This window comes from Streptomyces sp. NPDC048185, assembly GCF_043202495.1.
Lineage (GTDB): Bacteria > Actinomycetota > Actinomycetes > Streptomycetales > Streptomycetaceae > Streptomyces.
In genome coordinates this window covers 226,280-248,326 of sequence record NZ_JBIDAN010000011.1, presented here as the reverse complement: position 1 = coordinate 248,326, position 22,047 = coordinate 226,280, and the positions used below count along the sequence as shown (strand labels likewise).

At 72.9% G+C, this 22,047-nt stretch carries 20 protein-coding genes and 1 pseudogene; 11 read left to right on the top strand and 10 right to left on the bottom strand.

Features of this window, described 5'->3' with window-relative positions; translation table 11 throughout:
• Positions 1-67 precede the first annotated feature (67 nt).
• Entirely contained in the window at positions 68-526 is a 459-nt protein-coding gene (locus tag ACGF3H_RS28745) for a hypothetical protein (protein WP_362500247.1), read from the top strand.
• A 27-nt stretch (positions 527-553) separates the two neighbouring features.
• Here ACGF3H_RS28745 and ACGF3H_RS28740 read toward each other — a convergent pair whose 3' ends face one another.
• The gene (locus tag ACGF3H_RS28740) at positions 554-1,762 is read right to left on the bottom strand and encodes a pyridoxal phosphate-dependent aminotransferase (protein WP_362500246.1); all 1,209 of its coding nucleotides are present in this window, start codon (positions 1,760-1,762) and stop codon (positions 554-556) included.
• Positions 1,763-1,849: 87 nt separating this feature from the next.
• On the opposite strand from ACGF3H_RS28740, the gene ACGF3H_RS28735 reads away from it, so the two are divergent.
• Complete coding sequence (locus ACGF3H_RS28735; protein ID WP_362500245.1) at positions 1,850-2,488, top strand: winged helix-turn-helix transcriptional regulator; 639 nt, start codon at positions 1,850-1,852, stop codon at positions 2,486-2,488.
• Positions 2,489-2,530: 42 nt separating this feature from the next.
• Here ACGF3H_RS28735 and ACGF3H_RS28730 read toward each other — a convergent pair whose 3' ends face one another.
• The 3 genes from ACGF3H_RS28730 to ACGF3H_RS28720 all read right to left on the bottom strand — a co-directional run bounded on the left by ACGF3H_RS28730 (position 2,531) and on the right by ACGF3H_RS28720 (position 6,173).
• Complete coding sequence (locus tag ACGF3H_RS28730) at positions 2,531-3,331, bottom strand: hypothetical protein (RefSeq protein WP_362500244.1); 801 nt, start codon at positions 3,329-3,331, stop codon at positions 2,531-2,533.
• On the bottom strand, positions 3,331-4,605 hold the full coding sequence (locus ACGF3H_RS28725; RefSeq protein WP_362500243.1) for a VWA domain-containing protein: 1,275 nt from the start codon (positions 4,603-4,605) through the stop codon (positions 3,331-3,333). Before ACGF3H_RS28725 ends, ACGF3H_RS28730 begins: the two co-directional genes overlap by 1 nt.
• A gap of 62 nt (positions 4,606-4,667) precedes the next feature.
• A complete protein-coding gene (locus tag ACGF3H_RS28720) occupies positions 4,668-6,173 on the bottom strand; it encodes an IucA/IucC family protein (protein WP_362500242.1) in 1,506 nt (501 codons plus the stop codon).
• A 117-nt stretch (positions 6,174-6,290) separates the two neighbouring features.
• On the opposite strand from ACGF3H_RS28720, the gene ACGF3H_RS28715 reads away from it, so the two are divergent.
• Positions 6,291-7,829 (top strand): IucA/IucC family protein, encoded by a 1,539-nt coding sequence (locus tag ACGF3H_RS28715; protein WP_362500241.1) that lies wholly within the window; start codon positions 6,291-6,293, stop codon positions 7,827-7,829.
• A 30-nt stretch (positions 7,830-7,859) separates the two neighbouring features.
• On the opposite strand, the gene ACGF3H_RS28710 is transcribed toward ACGF3H_RS28715, so the two are convergent.
• Positions 7,860-9,356, bottom strand: coding sequence for a PHB depolymerase family esterase (locus ACGF3H_RS28710; RefSeq protein WP_362500240.1), 1,497 nt, complete (start codon positions 9,354-9,356; stop codon positions 7,860-7,862).
• A 220-nt stretch (positions 9,357-9,576) separates the two neighbouring features.
• Between ACGF3H_RS28710 and ACGF3H_RS28705 the strand changes: the two genes are divergently transcribed.
• A complete protein-coding gene (locus tag ACGF3H_RS28705) occupies positions 9,577-10,491 on the top strand; it encodes a HipA family kinase (protein WP_362500239.1) in 915 nt (304 codons plus the stop codon).
• Positions 10,492-10,561: 70 nt separating this feature from the next.
• Here the strand turns inward: ACGF3H_RS28705 and aceB are convergent, their stop codons facing one another.
• Positions 10,562-12,184 (bottom strand): malate synthase A, encoded by a 1,623-nt coding sequence (gene aceB, locus ACGF3H_RS28700; RefSeq protein ID WP_362500238.1) that lies wholly within the window; start codon positions 12,182-12,184, stop codon positions 10,562-10,564.
• A 184-nt stretch (positions 12,185-12,368) separates the two neighbouring features.
• Positions 12,369-12,968, bottom strand: a complete 600-nt coding sequence (locus ACGF3H_RS28695) for a nucleotidyltransferase family protein (RefSeq protein WP_362500237.1) — start codon at positions 12,966-12,968, stop codon at positions 12,369-12,371.
• Between the two features lie 226 nt (positions 12,969-13,194).
• Here ACGF3H_RS28695 and ACGF3H_RS28690 point away from each other — a divergent pair, with 226 nt between their 5' ends.
• A complete protein-coding gene (locus ACGF3H_RS28690; RefSeq protein ID WP_362500264.1) occupies positions 13,195-13,482 on the top strand; it encodes a DUF5955 family protein in 288 nt (95 codons plus the stop codon).
• A gap of 66 nt (positions 13,483-13,548) precedes the next feature.
• Here ACGF3H_RS28690 and allR read toward each other — a convergent pair whose 3' ends face one another.
• The gene (allR, locus tag ACGF3H_RS28685) at positions 13,549-14,352 is read right to left on the bottom strand and encodes an allantoin degradation transcriptional regulator AllR (RefSeq protein WP_362500236.1); all 804 of its coding nucleotides are present in this window, start codon (positions 14,350-14,352) and stop codon (positions 13,549-13,551) included.
• 303 nt (positions 14,353-14,655) lie between these two features.
• Between allR and allB the strand changes: the two genes are divergently transcribed.
• Both allB and alc read left to right on the top strand, forming a co-directional pair.
• Positions 14,656-15,996, top strand: a complete 1,341-nt coding sequence (gene allB / locus ACGF3H_RS28680; RefSeq protein WP_362500235.1) for an allantoinase AllB — start codon at positions 14,656-14,658, stop codon at positions 15,994-15,996.
• Positions 15,997-16,056: 60 nt separating this feature from the next.
• On the top strand, positions 16,057-17,187 hold the full coding sequence (gene alc, locus ACGF3H_RS28675; protein ID WP_362500234.1) for an allantoicase: 1,131 nt from the start codon (positions 16,057-16,059) through the stop codon (positions 17,185-17,187).
• Positions 17,188-17,354: 167 nt separating this feature from the next.
• Here alc and ACGF3H_RS28670 read toward each other — a convergent pair whose 3' ends face one another.
• Entirely contained in the window at positions 17,355-18,119 is a 765-nt protein-coding gene (locus ACGF3H_RS28670) for an SDR family oxidoreductase (protein ID WP_362500461.1), read from the bottom strand.
• A gap of 176 nt (positions 18,120-18,295) precedes the next feature.
• Here ACGF3H_RS28670 and ACGF3H_RS28665 point away from each other — a divergent pair, with 176 nt between their 5' ends.
• Positions 18,296-18,691: a ribonuclease domain-containing protein gene (locus ACGF3H_RS28665; RefSeq protein ID WP_362500460.1), complete on the top strand. Its 396-nt coding sequence runs from the start codon at positions 18,296-18,298 to the stop codon at positions 18,689-18,691.
• A gap of 41 nt (positions 18,692-18,732) precedes the next feature.
• On the opposite strand, the gene ACGF3H_RS28660 is transcribed toward ACGF3H_RS28665, so the two are convergent.
• Positions 18,733-18,933, bottom strand: a complete 201-nt coding sequence (locus ACGF3H_RS28660; RefSeq protein ID WP_362500459.1) for a hypothetical protein — start codon at positions 18,931-18,933, stop codon at positions 18,733-18,735.
• Between the two features lie 179 nt (positions 18,934-19,112).
• Here ACGF3H_RS28660 and ACGF3H_RS28655 point away from each other — a divergent pair, with 179 nt between their 5' ends.
• The 3 genes and pseudogenes from ACGF3H_RS28655 to ACGF3H_RS28645 form a co-directional block, all read left to right on the top strand.
• A complete protein-coding gene (locus ACGF3H_RS28655; protein WP_362500458.1) occupies positions 19,113-20,372 on the top strand; it encodes a histidine kinase in 1,260 nt (419 codons plus the stop codon).
• A gap of 103 nt (positions 20,373-20,475) precedes the next feature.
• A complete protein-coding gene (locus ACGF3H_RS28650) occupies positions 20,476-21,153 on the top strand; it encodes a response regulator transcription factor (RefSeq protein ID WP_362500457.1) in 678 nt (225 codons plus the stop codon).
• Between the two features lie 36 nt (positions 21,154-21,189).
• Positions 21,190-21,381, top strand: a pseudogene (locus ACGF3H_RS28645) (hypothetical protein); the annotation flags it as partial.
• Positions 21,382-22,047: the final 666 nt, after the last annotated feature.

The window sequence follows — 22,047 nt, the reverse complement described above, 5'->3', positions numbered from 1 at the left end:
CCGGTGGTCCGGGGCGCCTCGCCGCCCCGGACCACCGGCACATCCGGCACCCTTCTAGGATTCCCCTGTGCTCAAGACACCCTCCGCACCCGCCGTCCGCTGGACGGCCGCCGTGCTGATCACCCTGCTGGCGGCCACGGCGTGCGACGGCGCGGGCGCCGAGACCGCGACGGTCTCCGCCGACCGGGTCACCGGCAGCTGGCAGGCCGGCGACGCGTCCCTCGCTCTCACCGCCGGCCGCACCTTCACCGCGTCCGGGCTGGACTCGGGCAAGCTCGCCGGCACCGGCTGCCCCGGCGGGCACAGCGACGGCGACTGGGCCTTCTTCGCCGACGACGGCGACGGCCTGTACATGACCTCGCCCGAGGCCCGGTCGGGTTCGGAGATCGGCCTGTCCTTCACCGAGGAGTCCGACGAGCCCTGCCGGATCACGCTGACGGTCGTCGACGACGGCGACACCCTGTGCGCCACGTCCGACCCGGAAACACCCTGCGACCTGGGCGTCCGCTTCACCCGGAAGGACTGAAGCCCGGAGGACGCCGGCGCCCGGCCGCTACTGCCGGTACCCGCTCAGGAACCGTCCGATCCGGCCGATCGCCGCCTCGAGGTCGTCCGCGTACGGCAGGGTCAGGATGCGGAAGTGGTCGGGGGAGGGCCAGTTGAAGCCCGTGCCCTGGACCACCTGGATCTTCTCCCGCAGCAGCAGGTCCAGGACGAACTTCTCGTCGTCGTGGATCCTGTGCACCTTCGGGTCGATGCGCGGGAAGGCGTACAGCGCGCCCTTGGGCTTCACGCACGAGACGCCGGGGATCTCGTTCAGCCTCTCCCAGGCCACGTCGCGCTGTTCGCGCAGCCGGCCGCCCGGGGCGGTCAGCTCGCGGATGGACTGGCGGCCGCCGAGCGCGGCCTGGATCGCGTACTGGGCCGGCGCGTTGGCGCACAGGCGCATGGAGGCCAGCATGGTCAGGCCCTCCAGGTAGTCCTTGGCGTGCTGCCTGGGACCCGTCACCACCAGCCAGCCGGAGCGGAAGCCCGCCACCCGGTACGTCTTGGACAGGCCGCAGAAGGTGAGGACCACCAGGTCGGGGGCGAGGGCGGCGGCCGAGTGGTGGACGGCGTCGTCGTACAGGATCTGGTCGTAGATCTCGTCGGCGAAGACCATCAGGCCGTGGCGGCGGGCGAGGTCGAGGATGCCCTCGACGATCTCCTTCGGGTAGACGGCGCCGGTCGGGTTGTTGGGGTTGATGACGACGACCGCCTTGGTGCGGTCGGTGATCTTCGACTCCATGTCGGCCAGGTCCGGGTACCACTCGGCCTGCTCGTCGCACAGGTAGTGGACCGCCTTGCCGCCGGCGAGGGTCGTCACCGCCGTCCAGAGGGGGAAGTCGGGGGCGGGGATCAGGATTTCGTCGCCGTCCTCCAGCAGGGCCTGTACGGCCATGGAGACCAGCTCGGAGACGCCGTTGCCGAGGAACAGGTCGTCCACGCCGACCTCCAGACCGAGGGCCTGGTAGCGCTGGGCGACGGCCCGGCGGGCGGAGAGGATGCCGCGCGAGTCCGTGTAGCCGTGCGCCTGCGGCAGCATCCGGATCATGTCCTGGAGGATCTCCTCCGGCGCCTCGAAGCCGAAGGAGGCCGGGTTGCCGGTGTTCAGGCGCAGCACGCTGTGCCCCGCCTTCTCCAGCGCGTCGGCGTGCTCGATCACCGGGCCGCGGATCTCGTAGCAGACCTCGCTGAGTTTGTTCGACTGCCGGAACTCCATGCGCCGCTTCCCCTCCGGTATCTGGTGTTGCTTGGTTTTACCAAGTGGGAGCTTGGAAAGTCCAACAACGTGTCTACACTGCGTCGCATGTCACCTCGCCGAAGCTACGACCAGTACTGTTCCGCCGCCCGCGCGCTCGACACCGTCGGCGACCGCTGGACCCTGCTGATCGTCCGGGAGCTCCTCGCGGGCCCTCGGCGCTACACCGACCTGCACGCCGACCTGCCCGGCGTCAGCACGGACGTGCTCGCCTCGCGGCTGAAGGACATGGAGCGCGACGGGCTGACGACCCGGCGCCGGCTGCCGCCGCCCGGAGCGGCGTACGTGTACGAACTCACGCCGCGCGGACGCACGTTGCTGCCGGTGCTGGAGGCGCTCGGGGCGTGGGGCGCCGCCGAGCTGGGGGAGCGGCGGCCCACGGACGCGGTGCGGGCCCACTGGTTCGCGCTGCCGCTGCTGCGGGCCCTGCGCGCGGCGGGCGCGGCCGAGGGGCTCGTCGAAGTGCGGTTGGAGGAAGGCGACTTCCACCTGTACGCCGGCGCCGACGAGGGCCCGGTGTACGCGGACGGCCCCGCGCCGGGGGAGCCCGACGCCCGGCTGGTGCTGGACGCCGGCACGTGCGCGGCCCTCAGCCGCGGAGAGCTGGAGCTGCGGGACGCGGTGCGGGACGGGCGCGTCACGGTGACCGGCGAGGGCCCGGCGGCCAAGGCGCTCGGGGAGGGGTGAAACGGCAGGAGGCCCGCCGCCGGCGGGCCTCCTGACCGGAACTCAGGCGCCCGGTGGCACCCGCGACGGGCGTCCGGAACCGCGCGTCAGCGCGTACCCGCCGATGCCGGCGAGCGCGGCCAGCACGGCGCCGATCCCGGTCCACACCCAGCGGTCGGACCACCAGCCCGACGACCAGCCGTCCTCGGGCTCGATCGCGGACAGCACCGCGTTGCGTTCCGAGTCGCCGTCCTGCCCGGACGTCACCGCGATGCCCGGCACCAGCGGTTCGGCCAGCGAGCCGTCGACGGCGGCCGCCCCGCCCATGTCCTTGGAGTCGACCCGCACCTCGGCACCGACCGGCACGCCGAGATCGGACGTCGGCAGGTTCACCACCGTCAGCCGGACGTAGTACGTGCCCGGCAGCGGGTCGTTCGCCCACGGCTCGGACCAGGCGCGGACCGTGCGCAGCACGCACGCCAGCTCCACGGAGGACGTGCCCTCGGCCGCCGTGCGCGTCTGCGCGCCCCACTGGCAGGCCTGGCGGCGGCGCAGACCGTCGTACACGTCGATGCGCCAGGTCTGGGAGGCGTGCGTCCCGGGCAGCTTCACCGTGGCCTTGACGGTCGGCCGCTGCTCCGCGTCCGCCGGGAACGACCAGTACAGGTAGTCGCCCGCCGAGCCGCTCGCGGTCGCCTCCTGACCCTGCTCGATCTCCATCGCCGTGCGGAAGGACGTGCCCGCCGTCCTCGGCGCGCCGCCGTCGTCCGACGGGCTCGCGGAGGGCGAGGAGTCGGCCGCCGCGGGTGCCGCGGCGAGGCCGAGCAGCAGCAGTGCGGTGCTCAACGCTCGAGTGATACGCATCAGTTGGCCCTCCAGACCGCGAACCGCCAGCGCGACAGCCAGCCCCACAGCAGACCGGCGAGGAAACCGACGAGTACCAGCACGCCCAGCAGCCACCAGCCGCGGCCGAGGCCGAAGGCGGCCACGTCGTCGGCCTGGCCCGGGCCGTCCACGACGTCGACCGTCAGCTCCAGCGGCAGACCGGGCGTGGTCTTGACGCCGGGCGCGACGGAGAAGGAGTTGGTGACCTGGAGGCACACGGTCTCCGCGGCCGGCTTGTCCGTGTCCGCGTCGTCGGTCTCCGGCTTCGGGTAGCGCAGACCGGTCGAGACCACGTCCGTACGGCCGTTGTCCGCGGCCTCGCCGCGCACGATCTCCCGGCCGTGCACCGTGACGGCCCGCAGCAGCACGCCGTAGGACGGGTCCACGGCCCGGTCGGCCGACACGCTCACGGAGGCGCGCAGTTCCTCACCGGGCAGCACGTCCACCCGGTACCAGCGCTGCTTCCCGAACTCCTCACGGTCGGTGTACAGACCCGACTTCAGCGCCGGCGCCTTGGCGCACGCGTCCGCGCCCTCGACGGCGACCGGTGTCACCACCGGGTCGGCCGCACGGTCCACCAACTGGTTCACCTTGTCGGTGAGTTCGTCGGTGTGCTCCACGGACGTGTAGGTGCCGCCGGTCGCCTCGGCGATGCAGCTGAGCTGCTGCCGCATCTTGGTGTTGGGGACCAGGCCGAGCGTGTCGATGGTCAGCCCGATGCCCTTGGCGGCTATCTCGCGGGCCACCTCGCACGGGTCGAGCGGGGCGCAGGTGTCCTCACCGTCGCTGATCAGCACGATGCGCTTGGAGCCGTTGCCGCCGTCGAGGTCGTCGGCGGCCTTGAGCAGCGCGGGCCCGATCGGCGTCCAGCCGGTGGGCGACAGGGTGGCCACCGCCGTCTTGGCCTCGGTGCGGTCCAGCGGGCCGACCGGGTAGAGCTGGGCGGTGTCCTTGCAGCCCGTCCTGCGGTCGTCGCCCGGGTAGTCGGCGCCCAGCGTCCGGATGCCCAGCTGCACCTCCTCGGGCGTCGCGTCGAGCACCTCGTTGAACGCCTGCTTCGCCGCGGCCATCCGCGTGCCGCCGTCGATGTCCCGGGTGCGCATCGAACCGCTGACGTCGAGCACGAGGTCGACCTTCGGCGCGTCCTCGCCCGTGGGTTCACCGGCGGCCGCACCGGCCGGCAGGGCGATCCCGGCCGTCAGTGCGGCGAGCAGGGCGCACACGCCCGCCGCCAGCCGTTTTCTTGTGATCATCGGCGGATCCTATGGAGCGGGACTGCCGTGTTCCAAAACGAGACCGCGCGGACGCCGCAACGTCACCTGAAGGAAAGGGGGTTGGGCAGGTCCGCCCACTGATCCCCGCCGTTCCCCGGCGACATGCGCATCAGCGTCAGCGCCTTCACCGGCAGCGGCTCCTCGCGCAGCGCCACCAGGTCCGGGGTGCGCGGCAGTCGGTCGAGGGCCGGCTCCAGGGCGGCGCCCAGCACCGCCCCCGATCCCGCCAGTCCGGCGAGGGCTCCGGCTACCAGCGAGCCGAACAGCTTGCGGCGCAGGGCCGTCGGGTCGTCGGTCAGCATGCGCGCGGGCAGGTCCGGGGCCGGGACGCCGTGCCGGGCGAGGCGGGCCGGGCTGACGCGGATGTCGGCCAGGTCGCGGTAGACCAGGCGCAGCGGCTCGCCCGCCGCCGAGAGCACCACGAGCAGGTTCTGGCCGTGCGCCTCCAGCGCCACGCCCAGCTCGAGCAGTCCCGACCCGACCGTGAGACACAGGCGCGCCAGGGCGGCCAGCCACGCGGGGGAGCGCGGCAGTCCGGTGGTGGCCAGTGCCGCCGCCGGGACGACGTGCTCGCCGGGCGCCGCGTACGCGCGGGGCGACTCGCGCAGTACGGCGGCCAGATCGGGGGAGTGCGCGGTGGCCGCGCCCAGGGTGCGGGTGACGTGCAGCAGGCCGCCCGTGCGCGCCGCCAGGGTCTGGCCGAACGCCGACAGAGTGTCCGACGCGGCGACCGAGGCGACGGAGATGTCCCGCACGGAGGACGTCAGCCGCGCGCTCAGCGCCGTCTTCACGTGCGGGCCGCCGGGTACGGCGAGCGTGCGCAGGGACATCAGCGGATGCGCGGGCAGCGTGGCGTCGCCGCTCCGCTTCAGCACGTGGGCCGCCTGCCACGGGTGCACCGGCAGCAGCAACCGCTCCCCGTCGCGGAACTCCGCCGGCCACGCTCCGGTGACCAGGCACCCGGCCGCCGGGACCGGGAGCAGCCCCAGGTCCACGACCGGCCCGTGCTCGGGCCCGTAGGCGAGCTGCTCGGCCACCGAGAACCCCGGCCGGGAACGGCAGTTGGGATGGAACGGGTGACCGTCGACCACGCGCTGCTCCCAGCCCCAGTCGCTCCGCGGCCACTCGTCCGGGTGATTCTGATTCTCCCGCCCCGCCCGCGACAGGGCCATGGACGCGACACTGTGCCCCAGTTCGGCGGCGAAACCCGCCGAGTGCGGCACGGCCAGGTCCGTCACCAGCAGTGCCGGATCGTCGTACGGCGTCCCGTCGAGCCGTACGGCGGTGACGTACGCGTCGGTGCGGTAGGGGTCCGCGGCCGGGCCGTGCAGCCGCCGGCCGTCCGCGAGGCGCAGGACGAGCCCGTCCCGCACGGACCGCCGGCCGGTGATCCACGGCAGCGGCTCGTACGCGAGCGCCCGCCACAGCCGGGTCAGCACGGCCGCGCGGGCGCCGGGCAGCGCGGCCGTGTACCGGGCGACGAGAGCGGGCCGGACGGCGGCCAGTTCACCGGCGGCCTCGGCCTCGGCGGTGGCGGGACGGTGCACGGGCGGACTCCTCGGGTACGGGTCGGTAACGGGGCGGGGACCGCCGGGACGTCACGACGATGGGACCACGGCAGACATACTGATCGCCCCCGCCCTCTGACAGACCGTAGGGAACGAGTGGAACGCGTGGATCTCCTGCCCCCGTCCTCCGGCGCCGACTCCGCCACCCCGGACGACGTCGCGGTGCGCGCCGACGCCCACGCGGCGGTGCCCCTGCTGAACTGCCTGCTGCGGGAGGTGGCCGAACCGTGTCCGGCCGCCGGCGACCGCCCGGTGTACCGGCTGCCCGGCGGGCGGCTGCTCCGGGTCCGCGGCGGCCGGCGCCCCGCCGAGCCGGAGGTGCGCGCGGCGGACGGCTGGCACCGCGTCGGCCACGCCGAACTGGTGAAACTCGTCGCCGAGGCGCTGCGTCGCCACACCGGCCTGCCCAACCACGAACTGCCCACCGAGATGACCGACAGCCGGGACGCGGTCGCCGCCCTGCTGACGGCACGCGCGGGGGCGGTCCCGCCCGACGACCCGTACCTGCGCTCGGAGCAGTCCCTTCTCACCGGCCACACCCACCACCCCGCCCCCAAGGCCCGCGGCGGCGGCCCGCACGCCGACTGGCTGCCCTACGCACCGGAGGCACACGCCCGTTTCCCGCTGACGCTGCTCGCCGTGCGTGCCGACACCGTGGTCGAGGAGGGCGACACCGCCGCCCTGGACGCCCTCGGCGAGGCCCCGCCCGGCTACCGGCTGCTGCCCGCCCACCCCTGGCAGCTCGCCCTGGCGGAGACGGACCTCGCCCCGGCCTTCGCCGACGGACGGCTGATCCGGCTGGGTACGACCGGGTTCCCGGTGTGGCCGACGGCGGCGATCCGCACGGTGTACGCGCCCGAGTACCTCCCGGGACACGACCTGTTCCTGAAGTTCAGCCTCGACGTGCGCATCACCAACGACATCCGCCGCCTGTGGCGCCACGACCTGCTGAAACTGCGCCGCACCGACACGGCGGTCACGGAGGCCTTCGCGTCGGTCGGCCCCCCGGCGGTCTGGCTCGCCGACCGCGGCTACCGCACGGCCGACTTCGCCTTCGAGGAACTCGCGGTCGTGGTCCGCGACGGACTGCGCGCCGGCCTGCTGCCCGGCGCGACCCCGCTGCTCGCCGCGGCCCTCGTGGAGGGCTTCCCCGGCAGCCCCCTGGCCGGCACGCCGGACCCGGAGGCCTGGTGGGAGGCGTACCTGGACGCGGTCGTCCCGCCCGTCCTGACCGCCTTCGCCGACGACGGCGTCGTCCTGGAGGCCCACCTCCAGAACACGCTGGTCGCCGTGGACGCGGACGGCATCCCGGTGCAGGCCCTCTTCCGGGACGCCGAGGGCGTCAAACTCCTCCCGGACACGCCCCGCGCGGCCGGCTGGGAACGACTGGTGTACTGCCTGGTCGTCAACCACCTGCTGGAGATCGCCGGCGCCCTCGCCGAACACCATCCCGGTGCCGACCCGCGGCCCGCACTCCGTGCCGCCCTGGCCCGTCACGACCTGCCCGAGATCCCGGCCCTGCTCACCGCGCCCACCCTGCCCGCCAAGACAAACCTCCTGCTCCGCTGGACCGGCGCGGACGGCGCCGCGGCACGGTACCGCCCGGTGCCGAACCCGCTGTACGAGGCGAGGTGACGCCGGCCCCGCGCCGGTCCGGACCCTCCGTCAGGCCGGGCAGCCGGAGTCCGCGAGGACGTAGTGGCCGGGCGCGGTCTGCTCGAGGGTGTGCGTGGTGAAGGTGTTCCACAGCCCCATGGGCTCGTTCGAGCCGTTGGCGTAGGTGTAGCCACCGCTGTGGTGCGCGCGCCCGGCGGCCGTGTGGTCGTAGTTGCTCGCCGTGTGGCAGGAGGGTGTGTACCCGGTGGTGGTCGCGGTCACCGGCGAGGAGGCCGCACTCGTCGCGCCCGTGGCGTCCACCGCGGTCACGGTGTACCTGTAGGCCGTGCCGGTGGCCAGACCCGTGTCGGTGTAGCCGGTCGACGTCGTGGTGCCCACCGTCGTCCCGTCGCGGTGGACGGCATAGGCCGTCGCGTCGGCCACCGCGTCCCAGCCCAGGGTGACCGTGGTGTCCGAGACCGCGGTGACCGTGAGCCCGGCGGGCGCGGGCAGGCTGCCGCCCGGGTCCGGCGCGTCGCCGTCGAGGCCCCAGAAGTGGGCGGTGCGGTGACTGGAGCAGATGGTGTCGAGGTAGTAGGTGCCGGTGGTGCCGCACTGCTCGGGGCCGCTGCCCGGGTCGACGGCAAGTCCGTGCGCCATGCCGGAGACGGAGTAGACCTCGACGGCGGGACGCCCCGAGGGGTCGTCGTAGACACTCAGTGTGGTGCCCCCGCCGAGGCTCTCGGTGCGGGAGGGCGTCTGGCCGATGCCCCACACGTCGGTCCACTGGTCGCGCAGTTCGGTGGCGTTGGCGGGGCGGACGGTGGTGTCCGCGGTGCCCTGCCAGATCGCGACACGGGGCCAGGAGGCCGTGCCGGCCGGGGCGGCGGAGCGCACCAGGTCGCCCCATTGGGCAGGTGTCCTGTCCGGTGGGCTGTACATGCAGGTGTAGGCGGCGGACACGCTGTTCGCGCAGTACGCGGGCAGCCCGGAGTCGACGGCGCCGCCCGCGAACACGTCGGGGTAGGCCGCCAGCATGTTCGCGGTCATGCCGCCACCGGCGGACAGACCGGTGATGTACACGCGCCGGCTGTCACTGCCGTACAGCGAGACGGCCTTGTCGACCATCTGCCTGATCGACAACGCCTCGCCCCGGCCGCGCGTGCTGTCGCCCGGCTCGAACCAGTTGAAGCACGAGTTGGCGTTGTTGCCGCTGCTCGTCTGGGGAAGGACCAGCGCGAAACCGTAGCGGTCGGCGAACTTCGGCCACCCCGAGTGCGTGTAGTAGTCGTTCGCGCTCTGGGTGCAGCCGTGCAGGGCCACCACCAGGGGCGCGCCGGCCGGCAGTGCGTCTGGTGCGTAGGTGTACATGGACAGGTTGCCGGGGTTGGTGCCGAAGCCGGTGACCTGGGTCGGACCCGCGGCGGCGGACGCCTGCGGGCCGACGGCGAGCAGACCGGCCGTGACCACCAGGGCGGCCGCTGCCGCGGCGGCGATCCGGCGGCGGACGCCTCCGGGGAAGCGGCGGCCCTTCGCGGAGCGGGACGGATGATGCGGCTGACGCATGACGACTGCCTCCCGGGGGTGAGCCCGTCGCGCACCGCTGCCGGTGGCGGACGGGACGCGGTGTGACGTGCATCATGCGGGCACGCCCGCGGGCGGTGACATGGGCGGGGCAGCCAGGCCTGCCGGAGTCCCTGTGTGACGGGAGGCCATGGTCCGGTGCGCGGACCGCCGTGTATTGCACGGCTCGTCGGCCGTCACCCTCGGTCACTATGCTCGCTTCATGATGAGACAGGTCACCGCCACCCGCTACGTCGAGCCGCTGCACCACGGCGGCTCCGTCCCCGGTGTCGTCGAGGCCGATGACCTGGGCACCTACGTGGTGAAGTTCACCGGCTCCGCGCAGGGGCACAAGGCGCTGGTCGCCGAGGTGATCGTCGGGCAACTGGCACGGGCGCTGGGACTGCGCGTGCCCGAGCTGGTCCTCGTCCACTTCGATCCGTCGACCGGCGCGGAGGAGCCGCACCAGGAGGTGCGGGACCTGCTGAACGCCAGCGCGGGACTCAACCTCGGCATGGACCACCTGCCGGGCGCCGCCGACTTCACGCCCGAGGTCGCCAGGACGTTCCCGGTGGACCCGGTGGAGGCCGGTCGCATCGTGTGGCTGGACGCCCTGACCGTGAACGTCGACCGTACGGTGCACAGCTCCAACCTCATGGTGTGGCCGACCTTCGGTGCCGTGCCCCCGCGCCTGTGGCTCATCGATCACGGCGCGGCCCTGGTCTTCCACCACCGCTGGGACACCTCCGCGCCGGAGAAGGCGTACGACTTCCGCCACCACGCCCTCGGCCACAGCGCGCCGGACGTCCGGGCCGCCGACGCCGAGCTCGCGCCGAAGGTGACCGACGAGCTGCTGCGCGCGGTCGTCGCCGAGGTGCCGGACGCCTGGCTGGCGGGGGAGCCCGGCTTCGCGGGCCCGGACGAGCTGCGGGCGGCGTACGCGGACTATCTCCGCGCGCGCGTGAAGGCGTCCGCGCAGTGGCTGCCGACCGACTTCCCGAGCCGGGAGGAGCTGGCCGCCGAGGAGGAGCGGCGGGCGGCGCGCACCCGCCAGGGCCGCCCCGCCTGGCTCAAGCAGGTCCCCGACCTGCACGGCAAGCCGCCCGCGGAACAGGACTGGTCCGTGCACCTGGAGTGAAGCCCGCGCATGCCCGTGCCCCCGGTGCTGTGCGGTACCGGGGGGACGGGCAGGCGCGGGGCGCCGGGCGTCAGCCCTTGAGCTGCTCGTACGCCGGCAGCGTCAGGAAGTCGGCGTAGTCCTCGTCGAGGGAGACCGTCAGCAGCAGGTCGTGCGCCTGCTGCCAGTTGCCGGCGCCGAAGGCCTCGTCTCCGATCTCGGCGCGGATGTTCGCCAGTTCCTCGGCGGCGACCTTGCGGGCCAGCTCGGCGGTGACCTGCTCGCCGTTGTCGAGGACGACCTCCGCGTTGATCCACTGCCAGATCTGCGAGCGGGAGATCTCGGCGGTGGCGGCGTCCTCCATGAGGTTGAAGATGGCCACCGCGCCGAGGCCGCGCAGCCACGCCTCGATGTAGCGGATGCCGACCTGAACGGCGTTGACCAGGCCCGCGTACGTCGGCTTGGCGTCCAGGGAGTCGATGGCGATCAGGTCGGCCGCCTTGACGTCGACGTCCTCGCGCAGCCGGTCCTTCTGGTTGGGCTTGTCGCCGAGGACCTTGTCGAAGGACTCCATGGCGATCGGCACCAGGTCGGGGTGGGCGACCCAGGAGCCGTCGAAGCCGTCGCCGGCCTCGCGGTCCTTGTCGGCGCGGACCTTCTCGAAGGCCACCTTGTTGACCTCGGCGTCCCGGCGCGAGGGGATGAACGCCGCCATGCCCCCGATCGCGTGCGCGCCGCGCTTGTGGCAGGTGCGCACGAGCAGTTCGGTGTACGCCCGCATGAACGGGGCGGTCATCGTGACCGCGTTGCGGTCCGGGAGCACGAACTTCTCGCCGCCGTCACGGAAGTTCTTGACGATGGAGAACAGGTAGTCCCAGCGGCCGGCGTTCAGCCCGGCGGCGTGGTCGCGCAGTTCGTAGAGGATCTCCTCCATCTCGTACGCGGCCGTGATCGTCTCGATCAGGACGGTGGCGCGGACGGTGCCCTGCGGGATGCCGACGTAGTCCTGGGCGAAGACGAAGATCTCGTTCCAGAGGCGGGCCTCCAGGTGGGACTCCGTCTTCGGGAGGTAGAAGTACGGGCCCTTGCCGAGGTCCAGCAGGCGCTGGGCGTTGTGGAAGAAGTACAGGCCGAAGTCGACCAGGGCCCCGGGGACCGGGCGGCCGTCCACCTGGAGGTGGCGCTCGTCGAGGTGCCAGCCGCGGGGGCGCATGACGACCGTCGCGAGCTCCTCGTTCGGGCGCAGGGCGTACGTCTTGCCGGTGCGCTCGTCGGTGAAGTCGATGGTGCGCGTGTAGGCGGCCGTCAGGTTGAGCTGGCCGAGGACGACGTTCTCCCAGGTCGGGGCGGAGGCGTCCTCGAAGTCCGCGAGCCAGACCTTGGCGCCCGAGTTGAGGGCGTTGATGGTCATCTTGCGGTCGGTCGGGCCGGTGATCTCGACGCGGCGGTCGTTCAGCGCGGCCGGAGCGGGGGCCACCTTCCAGGAGTCGTCCGCGCGGACGGCGGCGGTCTCCGGGAGGAAGTCGAGCGTGGAGGTGCGGGCGATCTCGGCGCGGCGCTCCGCGCGGCGGGCGAGGAGCTCGTCACGCCGGGGCGTGAACCGCCGGTGCAGCTCGGCCACGAAGGCGAGCGCCGCATCGGTGAGGACCTCCTCCTGCCGGGGCAGGGGCTCGGCGTCGACGATGGCCAGCGTGGACGGCGCTGGTGCGGACATGAGCTGTCACTTCCTTCAGCGGTGGCACCGGGTGCCAACGGGCACGTATGGGGCATAGCGCACCCGCTGTGCGGTCGGGTGCTTCTGGTCAGTGGATAGTAGTTTCCTCATCGTGGAACTTCAATGGTTTGTTGATGTCGAGATTCTCTGAGTCGAGGGACAGTGGCTCCCAGTGCCATGCCCTTCACTCAAGGTGGCGCAGGTCGGCCGGGGTGTCGATGTCGTACGGCCGGGCCACGTCCCCGCACTCGACGAGGGTGATCTCCGCCTCGTGTTCCCTCAGATAGGCGCGTGCCCCCCGGTCGCCGGTGGCAGTCGCCCCGACGCCGGCCCAGTGGTCCGCGCCGAGGAGGACCGGGTGCCCGCGCACGCCCGCGTACGCCGCCGACACGAGCGACGCCGCGTCCCGGTACCCGGCGCGCACCCGCGCCGTCGCCTCCGCGCCGATGCCGGGCTGGTCCACCAGCGAGACCAGTGCCGCCCGTGCCCCGGTGCCGGACAGTGAGGCGAGTCCGGCCCGCAGCGAGGTGCCCATGCCCCGCTCCCACTCGGGGTTGTCCACGAGGACGCAGCCGTCGAGCGCCGCTCGCGCCCGCACCTCCTCGGCCCGCGCCCCCAGGACGACGTGCACGCGGGCGCAGCCGGCCGCGCGCAGCACCTCGACCGCGTGTTCGACGAGCAGGTGTCCGTGCTGCTCGAGCAGCGCCTTGGGCCGGCCACCGAGCCGCCGTCCGCCTCCCGCGGCGAGGAGCAGCCCCGCCACCTGGTCTTCGTTGTCCGCCATGGGTCCTGCATACCTGACCGCGCGTCAAACCCTCCGGCGCACAACCGGTTTCACGGGACTGAATTTCGGCCCTCGTGGTGGCGCGCCCGGCGCCGGGTGGCGTTTACTGTCCCGCGTCCCCGGCGCCCGGCCACCGCCCGGGGGTGCTCGGCACGTTCACCGCGGAGGGGCGCACGACGGGGTGCGAGGGGGAGGGGCTGTGTTGCGGAGCTTGGGGCAGAGGCACGTGACCGTCGGTGACGAGGACGTGAGAGTGGCGGCACTGCGGACCGCGGTGTCCCGGTTGCGCCGCCAGCTCGCCCTGCTGCCCGCGGACTTCCCGGACCGGGCGATCGCCGAGGACGAGCTGGCCGACCTGGCCGCGATGACGCACCACGGCGTCCCGGAGGTGCCGAGGCTGCGCCGTTCCCTGCTGCTGATAGCCGGTGCGATCGGGTCCGTCAGCGCGCTGTCGCGAGGGCTCGCGGACGTCCGGCACGCCGTCGAGCTGTTCGGGGATCCGCCGCGGCGGTGAGACGCGGACGCACGACGGGCGCGGCCCCCGGCGGTCCCGCCGGGGGCTGAAGGTCCGTGACGCGGCTCAGACGGCCGGATTGCCGTTCGAGGCCAGCAGTGCCTCCGAGAGCTCGGCCGCCACCTGCTGGAGCAGCGGCACCATCCGGTCGGTCGCGGTCTCCGTGACGCGGCCCGCCGGTCCCGAGATGGAGATGGCCGCGGCGGTGGGGGAGTTCGGCACGGAGACGGCCAGGCAGCGGACGCCGATCTCCTGCTCGTTGTCGTCGATCGCGTACCCCTGGCGCCGCACGTCCTCCAGCGCCGCGATGAACCCGTCCGGCGTGGTGATCGTCTTGTCCGTCGCGGCCGGCATGCCCGTGCGGTGCAGCAGCGCCCGCACCTCCTCCGCCGGGAAGTCGGCGAGCAGCGCCTTGCCGACACCCGTCGAGTGCGGCAGGACGCGGCGGCCGACCTCGGTGAACATGCGCATCGAGTGCTTGGACGGCACCTGCGCGACGTAGACGATCTCGTCGCCGTCGAGCAGCGCCATGTTCGCCGTCTCGCCGGTCTCCTCCACCAGCCGGGCCAGGTGCGGGCGCGCCCAGGTGCCCAGCAGGCGGGACGCGGACTCGCCGAGCCGGATCAGGCGCGGGCCGAGCGCGTAGCGCCGGTTGGGCTGCTGGCGCACGTACCCGCAGGCGACCAGGGTGCGCATCAGGCGGTGGATGGTGGGCAGGGGCAGCCCGCTGCTCGCGGACAGCTCGCTCAGGCCGACCTCGCCGCCCGCGTCCGCCATCCGTTCGAGCAGGTCGAAGGCGCGTTCCAGGGACTGGACGCCACCTGTGGCGGACCTGGCGGAGTCGGTGGTGCTGGCGCTGGACGTCGGCACGGCACGTTCCTTTCGGGGCTGGCGGGAGGGCAGAAGCCTACCCGGCGGCCGGTTGACTCCCCGCTTGTACGTAGATACGTTCTGTCTGACGGAATTCTAATTCCGCTTTGTGGAAACGTCCAGAGCGGGGTCGTCGGGCGTGCTCAGGCAAAGGGTGCCTCTTGACGGCGTGGAACGGGAAGTGAAGACTCCTTCAACAGAACGTTGAAGTCCGTTACGTGGTGAGAGATCCCGTTTCCCGGATGTGAACCGGCGGGCCGGCGGTGGACCGGCGGCGGAACGACTGCAGAGAGAGGGGTTCGGGTGTCCCAGGCTGAACTGGTGCTGCGCTCGACGCGTGTCATCACTCCCGAGGGCATACGCGCCGCGTCCGTCGCGGTGAGCGGCGGCACGATCACGGACGTACTGCCCTACGACGCGCCCGTACCGGCGGGTGCCCGCCTCGAGGACGTCGGCGACCACGTCGTCCTGCCCGGTCTCGTCGACACCCACGTGCACGTCAACGACCCCGGGCGCACCGAGTGGGAGGGCTTCTGGACCGCCACCCGCGCCGCCGCGGCCGGTGGCATCACCACCCTCGTCGACATGCCGCTCAACTCCCTCCCGCCGACCACCACGGTCGACCACCTGCGTGTCAAGCAGCAGGTCGCCGCCGACAAGGCGCACATCGACGTCGGCTTCTGGGGCGGCGCCCTGCCCGACAACGTCAAGGACCTGCGCCCGCTGCACGAGGCCGGCGTCTTCGGCTTCAAGGCGTTCCTGTCGCCGTCGGGCGTGGACGAGTTCCCGCACCTCGACCAGGAGCAGCTCACCCGGTCCCTCGCCGAGATCGCCGCCTTCGACGGCCTGCTGATCGTGCACGCCGAGGACCCGCACCACCTCGAGGCGGCGCCGCAGCAGGGCGGCCCCAAGTACGCCGACTTCCTCGCCAGCCGTCCGCGCGACGCCGAGGACACCGCCATCGCCACGCTCATCGCGCAGGCGAAGCGGTTCGACGCGCGGGTCCACGTGCTCCACCTGTCCTCCAGCGACGCCCTGCCGCTGATCGCCGAGGCCCGCGCCGAAGGCGTCCGCCTCACCGTGGAGACCTGCCCGCACTACCTCACGCTCACGGCCGAGGAGGTCCCGGACGGAGCCAGCGAGTTCAAGTGCTGCCCGCCCATCCGGGAGGCCGCCAACCAGGACCTGCTGTGGCAGGCACTGGCGGACGGCACCATCGACTGCGTGGTCACCGACCACTCGCCGTCCACCGCCGACCTGAAGACCGACGACTTCGCCACCGCCTGGGGCGGCATCGCCGGTCTCCAGCTCAGCCTCGCGGCCATGTGGACCGCGGCCCGCGAGCGCGGCCACGGCCTGGAGGACATCGTCCGCTGGATGTCGGCGAACACGTCCCGCCTGGTCGGACTGGACGCCCGCAAGGGCGCCATCGCGCCGGGCCACGACGCCGACTTCGCCGTCCTCGCCCCCGACGAGACCTTCACCGTCGACCCGGCCGGCCTCCAGCACCGCAACCGCGTCACCGCGTACGCGGGCAAGACCCTGTACGGCGTCGTGAAGTCCACCTGGCTGCGCGGAGAGCGCATCGTGACGGACGGCGCGTTCACCGACCCGAAGGGACAGCTCCTCTCCCGGACTTCCTGACCCGTCCGGACCTGCCCCGACACACACCCCGAACGAACCCGAAAGGAACACCTGATCACCGTGACGGCCCAGCAGAACACCTCGTTGGCCAGCTTCACCGGCGATGCGAACCCCTACGGAGGCGGTGACCCGTACGCGGACTACCGCAGCGCCGACCTCCCCTTCACCCAGTACGCCAACCTCGCCGACCGGCAGCTCGGCGCGGGTGTCGTCGCCGCCAACGACGAGTTCTTCGCCCAGCGCGAGAACCTGCTGGTGCCCGAGCGCGCCGAGTTCGACCCCGAGCACTTCGGGCACAAGGGCAAGGTCATGGACGGCTGGGAGACCCGCCGCCGCCGCGGTGCCTCGGCCGAGCACCCCTGGCCCACCGAGGACGACCACGACTGGGCGCTGATCCGCCTCGGCGCCCCCGGCGTCATCCGCGGCATCGTCGTCGACACGGCCCACTTCCGCGGCAACTACCCGCAGGCGGTCTCCGTCGAGGGCGCCTCGGTCCCGGGCTCCCCGTCGCCCGAGGAACTGCTCGCGGACGACGTGAAGTGGACGACCCTCGTGCCGCGCACGGCGGTCGGCGGCCACGCCGCCAACGGCTTCGCCGTCTCCGCCGAGCAGTGCTTCACCCACCTGCGCCTGAAGCAGCACCCCGACGGCGGCATCGCCCGCCTGCGCGTGCACGGCGAGGTCCTCCCGGACCCGGCGTGGCTCGCGGCGCTCGGCACCTTCGACGTGGTCGCGCTGGAGAACGGCGGTCAGGTCGAGGACGCCTCCAACCTCTTCTACTCGCCGGCCACCAACACCATCCAGCCGGGCCGCTCGCGCAAGATGGACGACGGCTGGGAGACCCGCCGCCGCCGCGACCAGGGCAACGACTGGATCAGCTACCGGCTCGTGGACCGCTCCCAGATCCGCGCGATCGAGATCGACACGGCCTACCTGAAGGGCAACTCGGCGGGCTGGGCGTCGGTGTCGGTGAAGGACGGCGAGAACGGCGAGTGGCGCGAGGTGCTGCCCCGGACCCGGATGCAGCCCGACACCAACCACCGCTTCGTCCTTCCCGAGCCGGCCGTCGGCACCCACGCACGCGTGGACATCTTCCCCGACGGCGGCATCTCCCGCCTGCGCCTGTTCGGCTCCCTGACCGAGGACGGCGCGGCCCACCTGGCCGCCCGCCACCAGGAACTGGGCGCCTGACGCACGGACCGGCCGGCCCCGGCGACGGGCGACGGCCGGTCCCCGAGTACCCGCGGGGCGCACCGGCAGGACAGCACCGGTGCGCCCCGCGCGGCTGTCCGGCGGCGGGCGGGCCCGGCCCGGGTGTGCCCGGCACCAGGGCCGCGCATCGCCCGCGGGCCGTACCGCTACGCCGCGTGGCCGCCGTCCACCGCGAACTCCGCGCCGGTGACGTAGGACGCGGCCACCAGGTACGCCACCGTCGACGCCACCTCGTCCGCCGTACCGAAACGGCCCAGTGCCGTCATGGCCGCCTGCCCCTCGGCGTAGGGCCCGTCGGCCGGGTTCATGTCCGTGTCGATCGGACCCGGGTGGACGATGTTCGCCGTGATCCCGCGCGGGCCCAGCTCCCTCGCCAGGGCCTTGGTCAGCCCGACGAGCGCCGACTTGCTCATCGCGTACAGCGTGCCGCCGGGACCCGGCACCCGCTGCGTCATGCAGGTGCCGATGGTGATGATCCGTCCGCCCTCGGTCATGCGCGACGCGGCGGCCTGCGAGGTCAGGAAGACACCGCGGACGTTCACGGCCAGCAGCCGGTCCACGTCGGCGAGGGACATGCTCTCCATCGGGCCCAGCAGCCCCAGGCCCACGTTGTTGACCAGTACGTCGATGCCGCCCCCGAGCGCCTGTTCCGCCCGCTCGACCGCGCCCGCCGCCTCCTGCGCGTCGGCGGAGTCCGCCCTGAGGGCCACCGCCCGGCGCCCCAGCGCCCGGACGGCCCGTACGACGTCTTCCGCCGCGTCCTTGCCGTTCACGTAGGTGAGGGCGACGTCCGCGCCCTCCCGCGCCAGGCGCAGCACGGTGGCGGCGCCGATGCCGCGGCTGCCGCCGGTCACGAGGGCCGTCCGGCCGGTCGGAGCGGTGGGGGCGAGTGCGTTCGTGTTCGTGTTCATGGGTCCATTCCAGCGGGCCCCGCGCGTCCGCACCGGCGGCGATCGGACGTCGACCTGACCCGCGTGCCGGCGGCACCGGCGGAGACGCGAACCCGCGGAAAACACATACGACGTCCCGGGAAACTCCACGGTCTTGTCATTGACATGCCATCGTCTACGCGCGTCATCATGAGGTCATGCGATTCCCCCCACGCGCCGCCCGGATCGGCGCCGCAGCCGCAGTCCTGTCCGCCCTCCTCGTGGGCGGCTCCGTCTCCGCGACCACCGCCGGCGCCGCCACCGCCGCGGTCGGCGACATCTGCTACAGCGACCTGCCCTCCCAGGCGCACGACACGCTCGACCTCATCGAGCAGGGCGGCCCCTACCCGTACGACCAGGACGGGACCGTCTTCCAGAACCGGGAGGGTGTCCTGCCCAGCCGGTCCACCGGTTACTACCACGAGTACACGGTGATCACCCCGGGCTCCGACACCCGTGGAGCGCGCCGCATCGTCACCGGCGAAGGGGATCAGGAGGACTACTACACGGCCGACCACTACACGACGTTCGACCTCGTCGACCACGGCTGCTGAGCACCGGGCGCCCCCGGAAGGCGCCCCGCCCCGGGCCGTGCTCAGCCCCCGCCGCGGCCCTCGGCGGCGGCGAACAGGGCGAACGCCAGCACGACCAGGGCGACGCTCGCGTAGATCTCGTAGCCGTCGAGAAAGCCGAGCCGCTGCACGAACCCCCAGTCCCAGTCGGTGAATTCGTGCACCAGGCCCGCGACGCCCTGCACCAGGGCGAGGAATCCGACGATCTCCAGCACCTTCTTCATGCCCCCGACCCTCGCCCCGCGGACCCCCCACCCACATCGGCCGCGGGGCGAGACATCTCCGACCGAAGTCTGCGCCGTCCGCCGCCCGGTACACCGAAAGTCCATATCGCCGGGACTTCGGTCGGAGACGCGCCCCGCACCACCACGGCGCTGGCCGACGCTGCGTAGATTCGTCGGACGTGAGCGAAGACGAGACGGTGAGGACGGTGCGGACCACCCCGGCGTTGCCCGGACGGCGCTGGCTGCTGCCGTCGGCGCTGATCGACCAGCTCGACCCGGACGCCGAGGGGACCGGGTGGCGCTCCCGGCGTACCGCGCGCGACTGGCTCGTGGACTTCGCCTGCTTCGGGCTGGCCGTCCTGATCGGCCTGCTGAGCGTGGACTCGCTGGACCAGGAGCCCCACCTCGCGCAGGGCTGGGAAGTCGCCGACCAGCTGATCGGCGCCCTGGCATGCGCCGCCGTGTGGCTCAGACGCCGGTGGCCGGTCGGGCTGGCGGTGACGATGGTGCCCGTCGGACTCCTCTCGGTCACCTCGGGCGGCGCCGCCCTCGTCGCCCTGTTCACCGTGGCCGTGCACCGCCCCTTCCGGTACACGGCTTGGCTGACCGGCGCCAACGTGCTGCTGCAGCCGGTCTTCTACTGGCTGCGCCCCGACCCCCAGCTGCCCTATCTCGTCGCGAACCTCCTCGGCGTCCTGCTGGCGGTGACGGCGGCAGGCTGGGGCATGCTCGCCCGGTCCAAGCGGCAGCTGCTGCTCAGCCTGCGCGACCGGGCCGCACGCGCGGAGACGGAGGCGCGGCTGCGGGCCGAGCAGGCGCAGCGGCTGGCCCGGGAGGCGATCGCGCGGGAGATGCACGACGTCCTCGCCCACCGGCTGACGCTGCTGAGCGTGCACGCGGGCGCCCTGGAGTTCCGGCCCGACGCGTCCCGCGAGGAGGTGGCACGGGCGGCCGGTGTCGTCCGGGAGAGTGCGCACGAGGCGCTGCAGGACCTGCGGGAGATCATCGGCGTACTGCGGGCCGGTGACTCCGACGACGGGGGCCGGCCGCAGCCGACGCTCGCGGCGCTGGACGCCCTGGTCGCCGAGTCCCGGCAGGCCGGCATGGAGGTGGCCTTCGTCCGCGACGTCACCGACCCCGCCGCGGTCCCCGCCTCGGTGGGCCGTACCGCCTACCGCGTCGTCCAGGAGGCCCTCACCAACGCCCGCAAACACGCCCCCGGCACCGAGGTCGAGCTCTCCGTCACCGGGGCGCCGGGCGACGGTCTCGCCGTGTCCGTGCGCAACGCCCCGCCCGAGGGCGAGGTGCCCGTCGTCCCCGGCTCCGGGCAGGGCCTGATCGGGCTGGCCGAGCGTGCGACGCTGGCGGGCGGCACGCTGGAGCACGGCCCCACGGCCGACGGCGGCTTCCGGGTACGGGCGCGGCTGCCCTGGGGGTGAGCGCGGGACACCCGACCGCCACCTGACACGGCGTCACCGCCGGACCGGCGCCAGGGCCGTCGTCCGTGTGTGAACTCGCCGGCAACCGTGATTACGTGAGGCCATGACTGCGATCAGACTGCTCCTCGTCGACGACGACCCGCTGGTGCGGGCCGGGCTGTCCTTCATGCTGGGCGGCGCCGACGACGTCGAGATCGTCGGCGAGGCCGCCGACGGCGACGAGGTGGAGGCGCTCGTCGACCGCACCCGCCCGGACGTCGTCCTCATGGACATCCGGATGCCGGGGGTGGACGGTCTGACGGCCACCGAACGGCTGCGGGGCCGCGCGGACGCCCCGCAGGTCGTGGTGCTCACCACGTTCCACGCCGACGAGCAGGTGCTGCGGGCCCTGCGCGCGGGCGCCGCCGGGTTCGTCCTCAAGGACACCCCGCCCGCGCAGATCCTCGACGCGGTGCGCAAGGTCGCTGCCGGCGACCCGGTCCTGTCGCCCGCCGTGACCCGGCGCCTGATGGAGCACGCGGCCGGCGCCGCCGCCGACACCAGGCGCACCCGCGCCCTTGCCCGCATCGCCGTGCTGAACGACCGCGAACGGGAGGTCGCCGTCGCCGTAGGGCGGGGCCTGGCCAACGCCGCCGTCGCGGCGGAGCTCTACATGAGCGTCGCCACCGTCAAGACCCACGTCTCCCGCATCCTGGCCAAGCTCGACCTCGGCAACCGGGTGCAGATCGCGCTGCTGGCGTACGACGCGGGACTCCTGGACGAGCACCGGGACGACACCTGAAGGGTGTTGCAGAAGGCCGTGAACTGGGCATCTCCGTTGTACGGCTGGGATGTTGAGGGCGCCGGGCGGGTGTGGGTGGAGACGTGCACGCGACTGCGGGTCGATCAATTCGGTCGGTTGCTGAGAGCGGTCCGGGAACGCGCCGGTGAGGGCTGTGGCTGGGGCCGTCCGTGGCGGCTGCCGCTGGCCGAGCAGGTGCTGCTGGTGGCCGTGTGCTACCGCACGAACTGACTCAGTACGCCGAGTCCCGCCGGGCATCGACCATCAGCCCAACGAGCCCAGAGCGTCTTGCCCCATTTGGAGAGCGATCTGTCCGGCGATCGTGCCCGCAGCGTTGGTCAGTCCGTCGACGATGCGGCTCGTTAGCACCTGCAGTCGCCTGCCTCGGGGGAGGTGGACGTGGCTGCGGCATGCAGTTCCTGTGCTGTCTGCTCCAACTCGATTCGCTCAGAATCGTCCAGACCGAGTGTCGCGCTCACCTGTCCGAGGTAGCCAGCGAGCCGGATGAATGCGCTCGGATCAACGCCGGCGTTGTTGTTCTGGGTGAAGTCAGCAGCCTTCATCGGACTTCGCCGCCTGGCATGCTGAGGTGCGAGGTCAGTCCGTCGTCGGGGTCAGAGGGTCCCGTCGGGACAACGTCTCGGACAGCGGCAGCCTGCCCCTTGCGGCAACAATTCGACGCACCCGCAGTTCGGCTCGTGTCCGTGGGCGGTACTTGGGCTCCTTGCCGCACCCGCAGACCGATCGCCCCTCGTAGCGCAATCCTTCGCCCAGCACCGCAGCCACCACAGACCACGCGTGGACATCACGCCTGGGTGGCGGCGCGAAGTCATGACCAGCGCAAGTGAGGGGCTGAGAACAGTTCGGGCACAGGTGCTCCCGCTGCGGACTGGT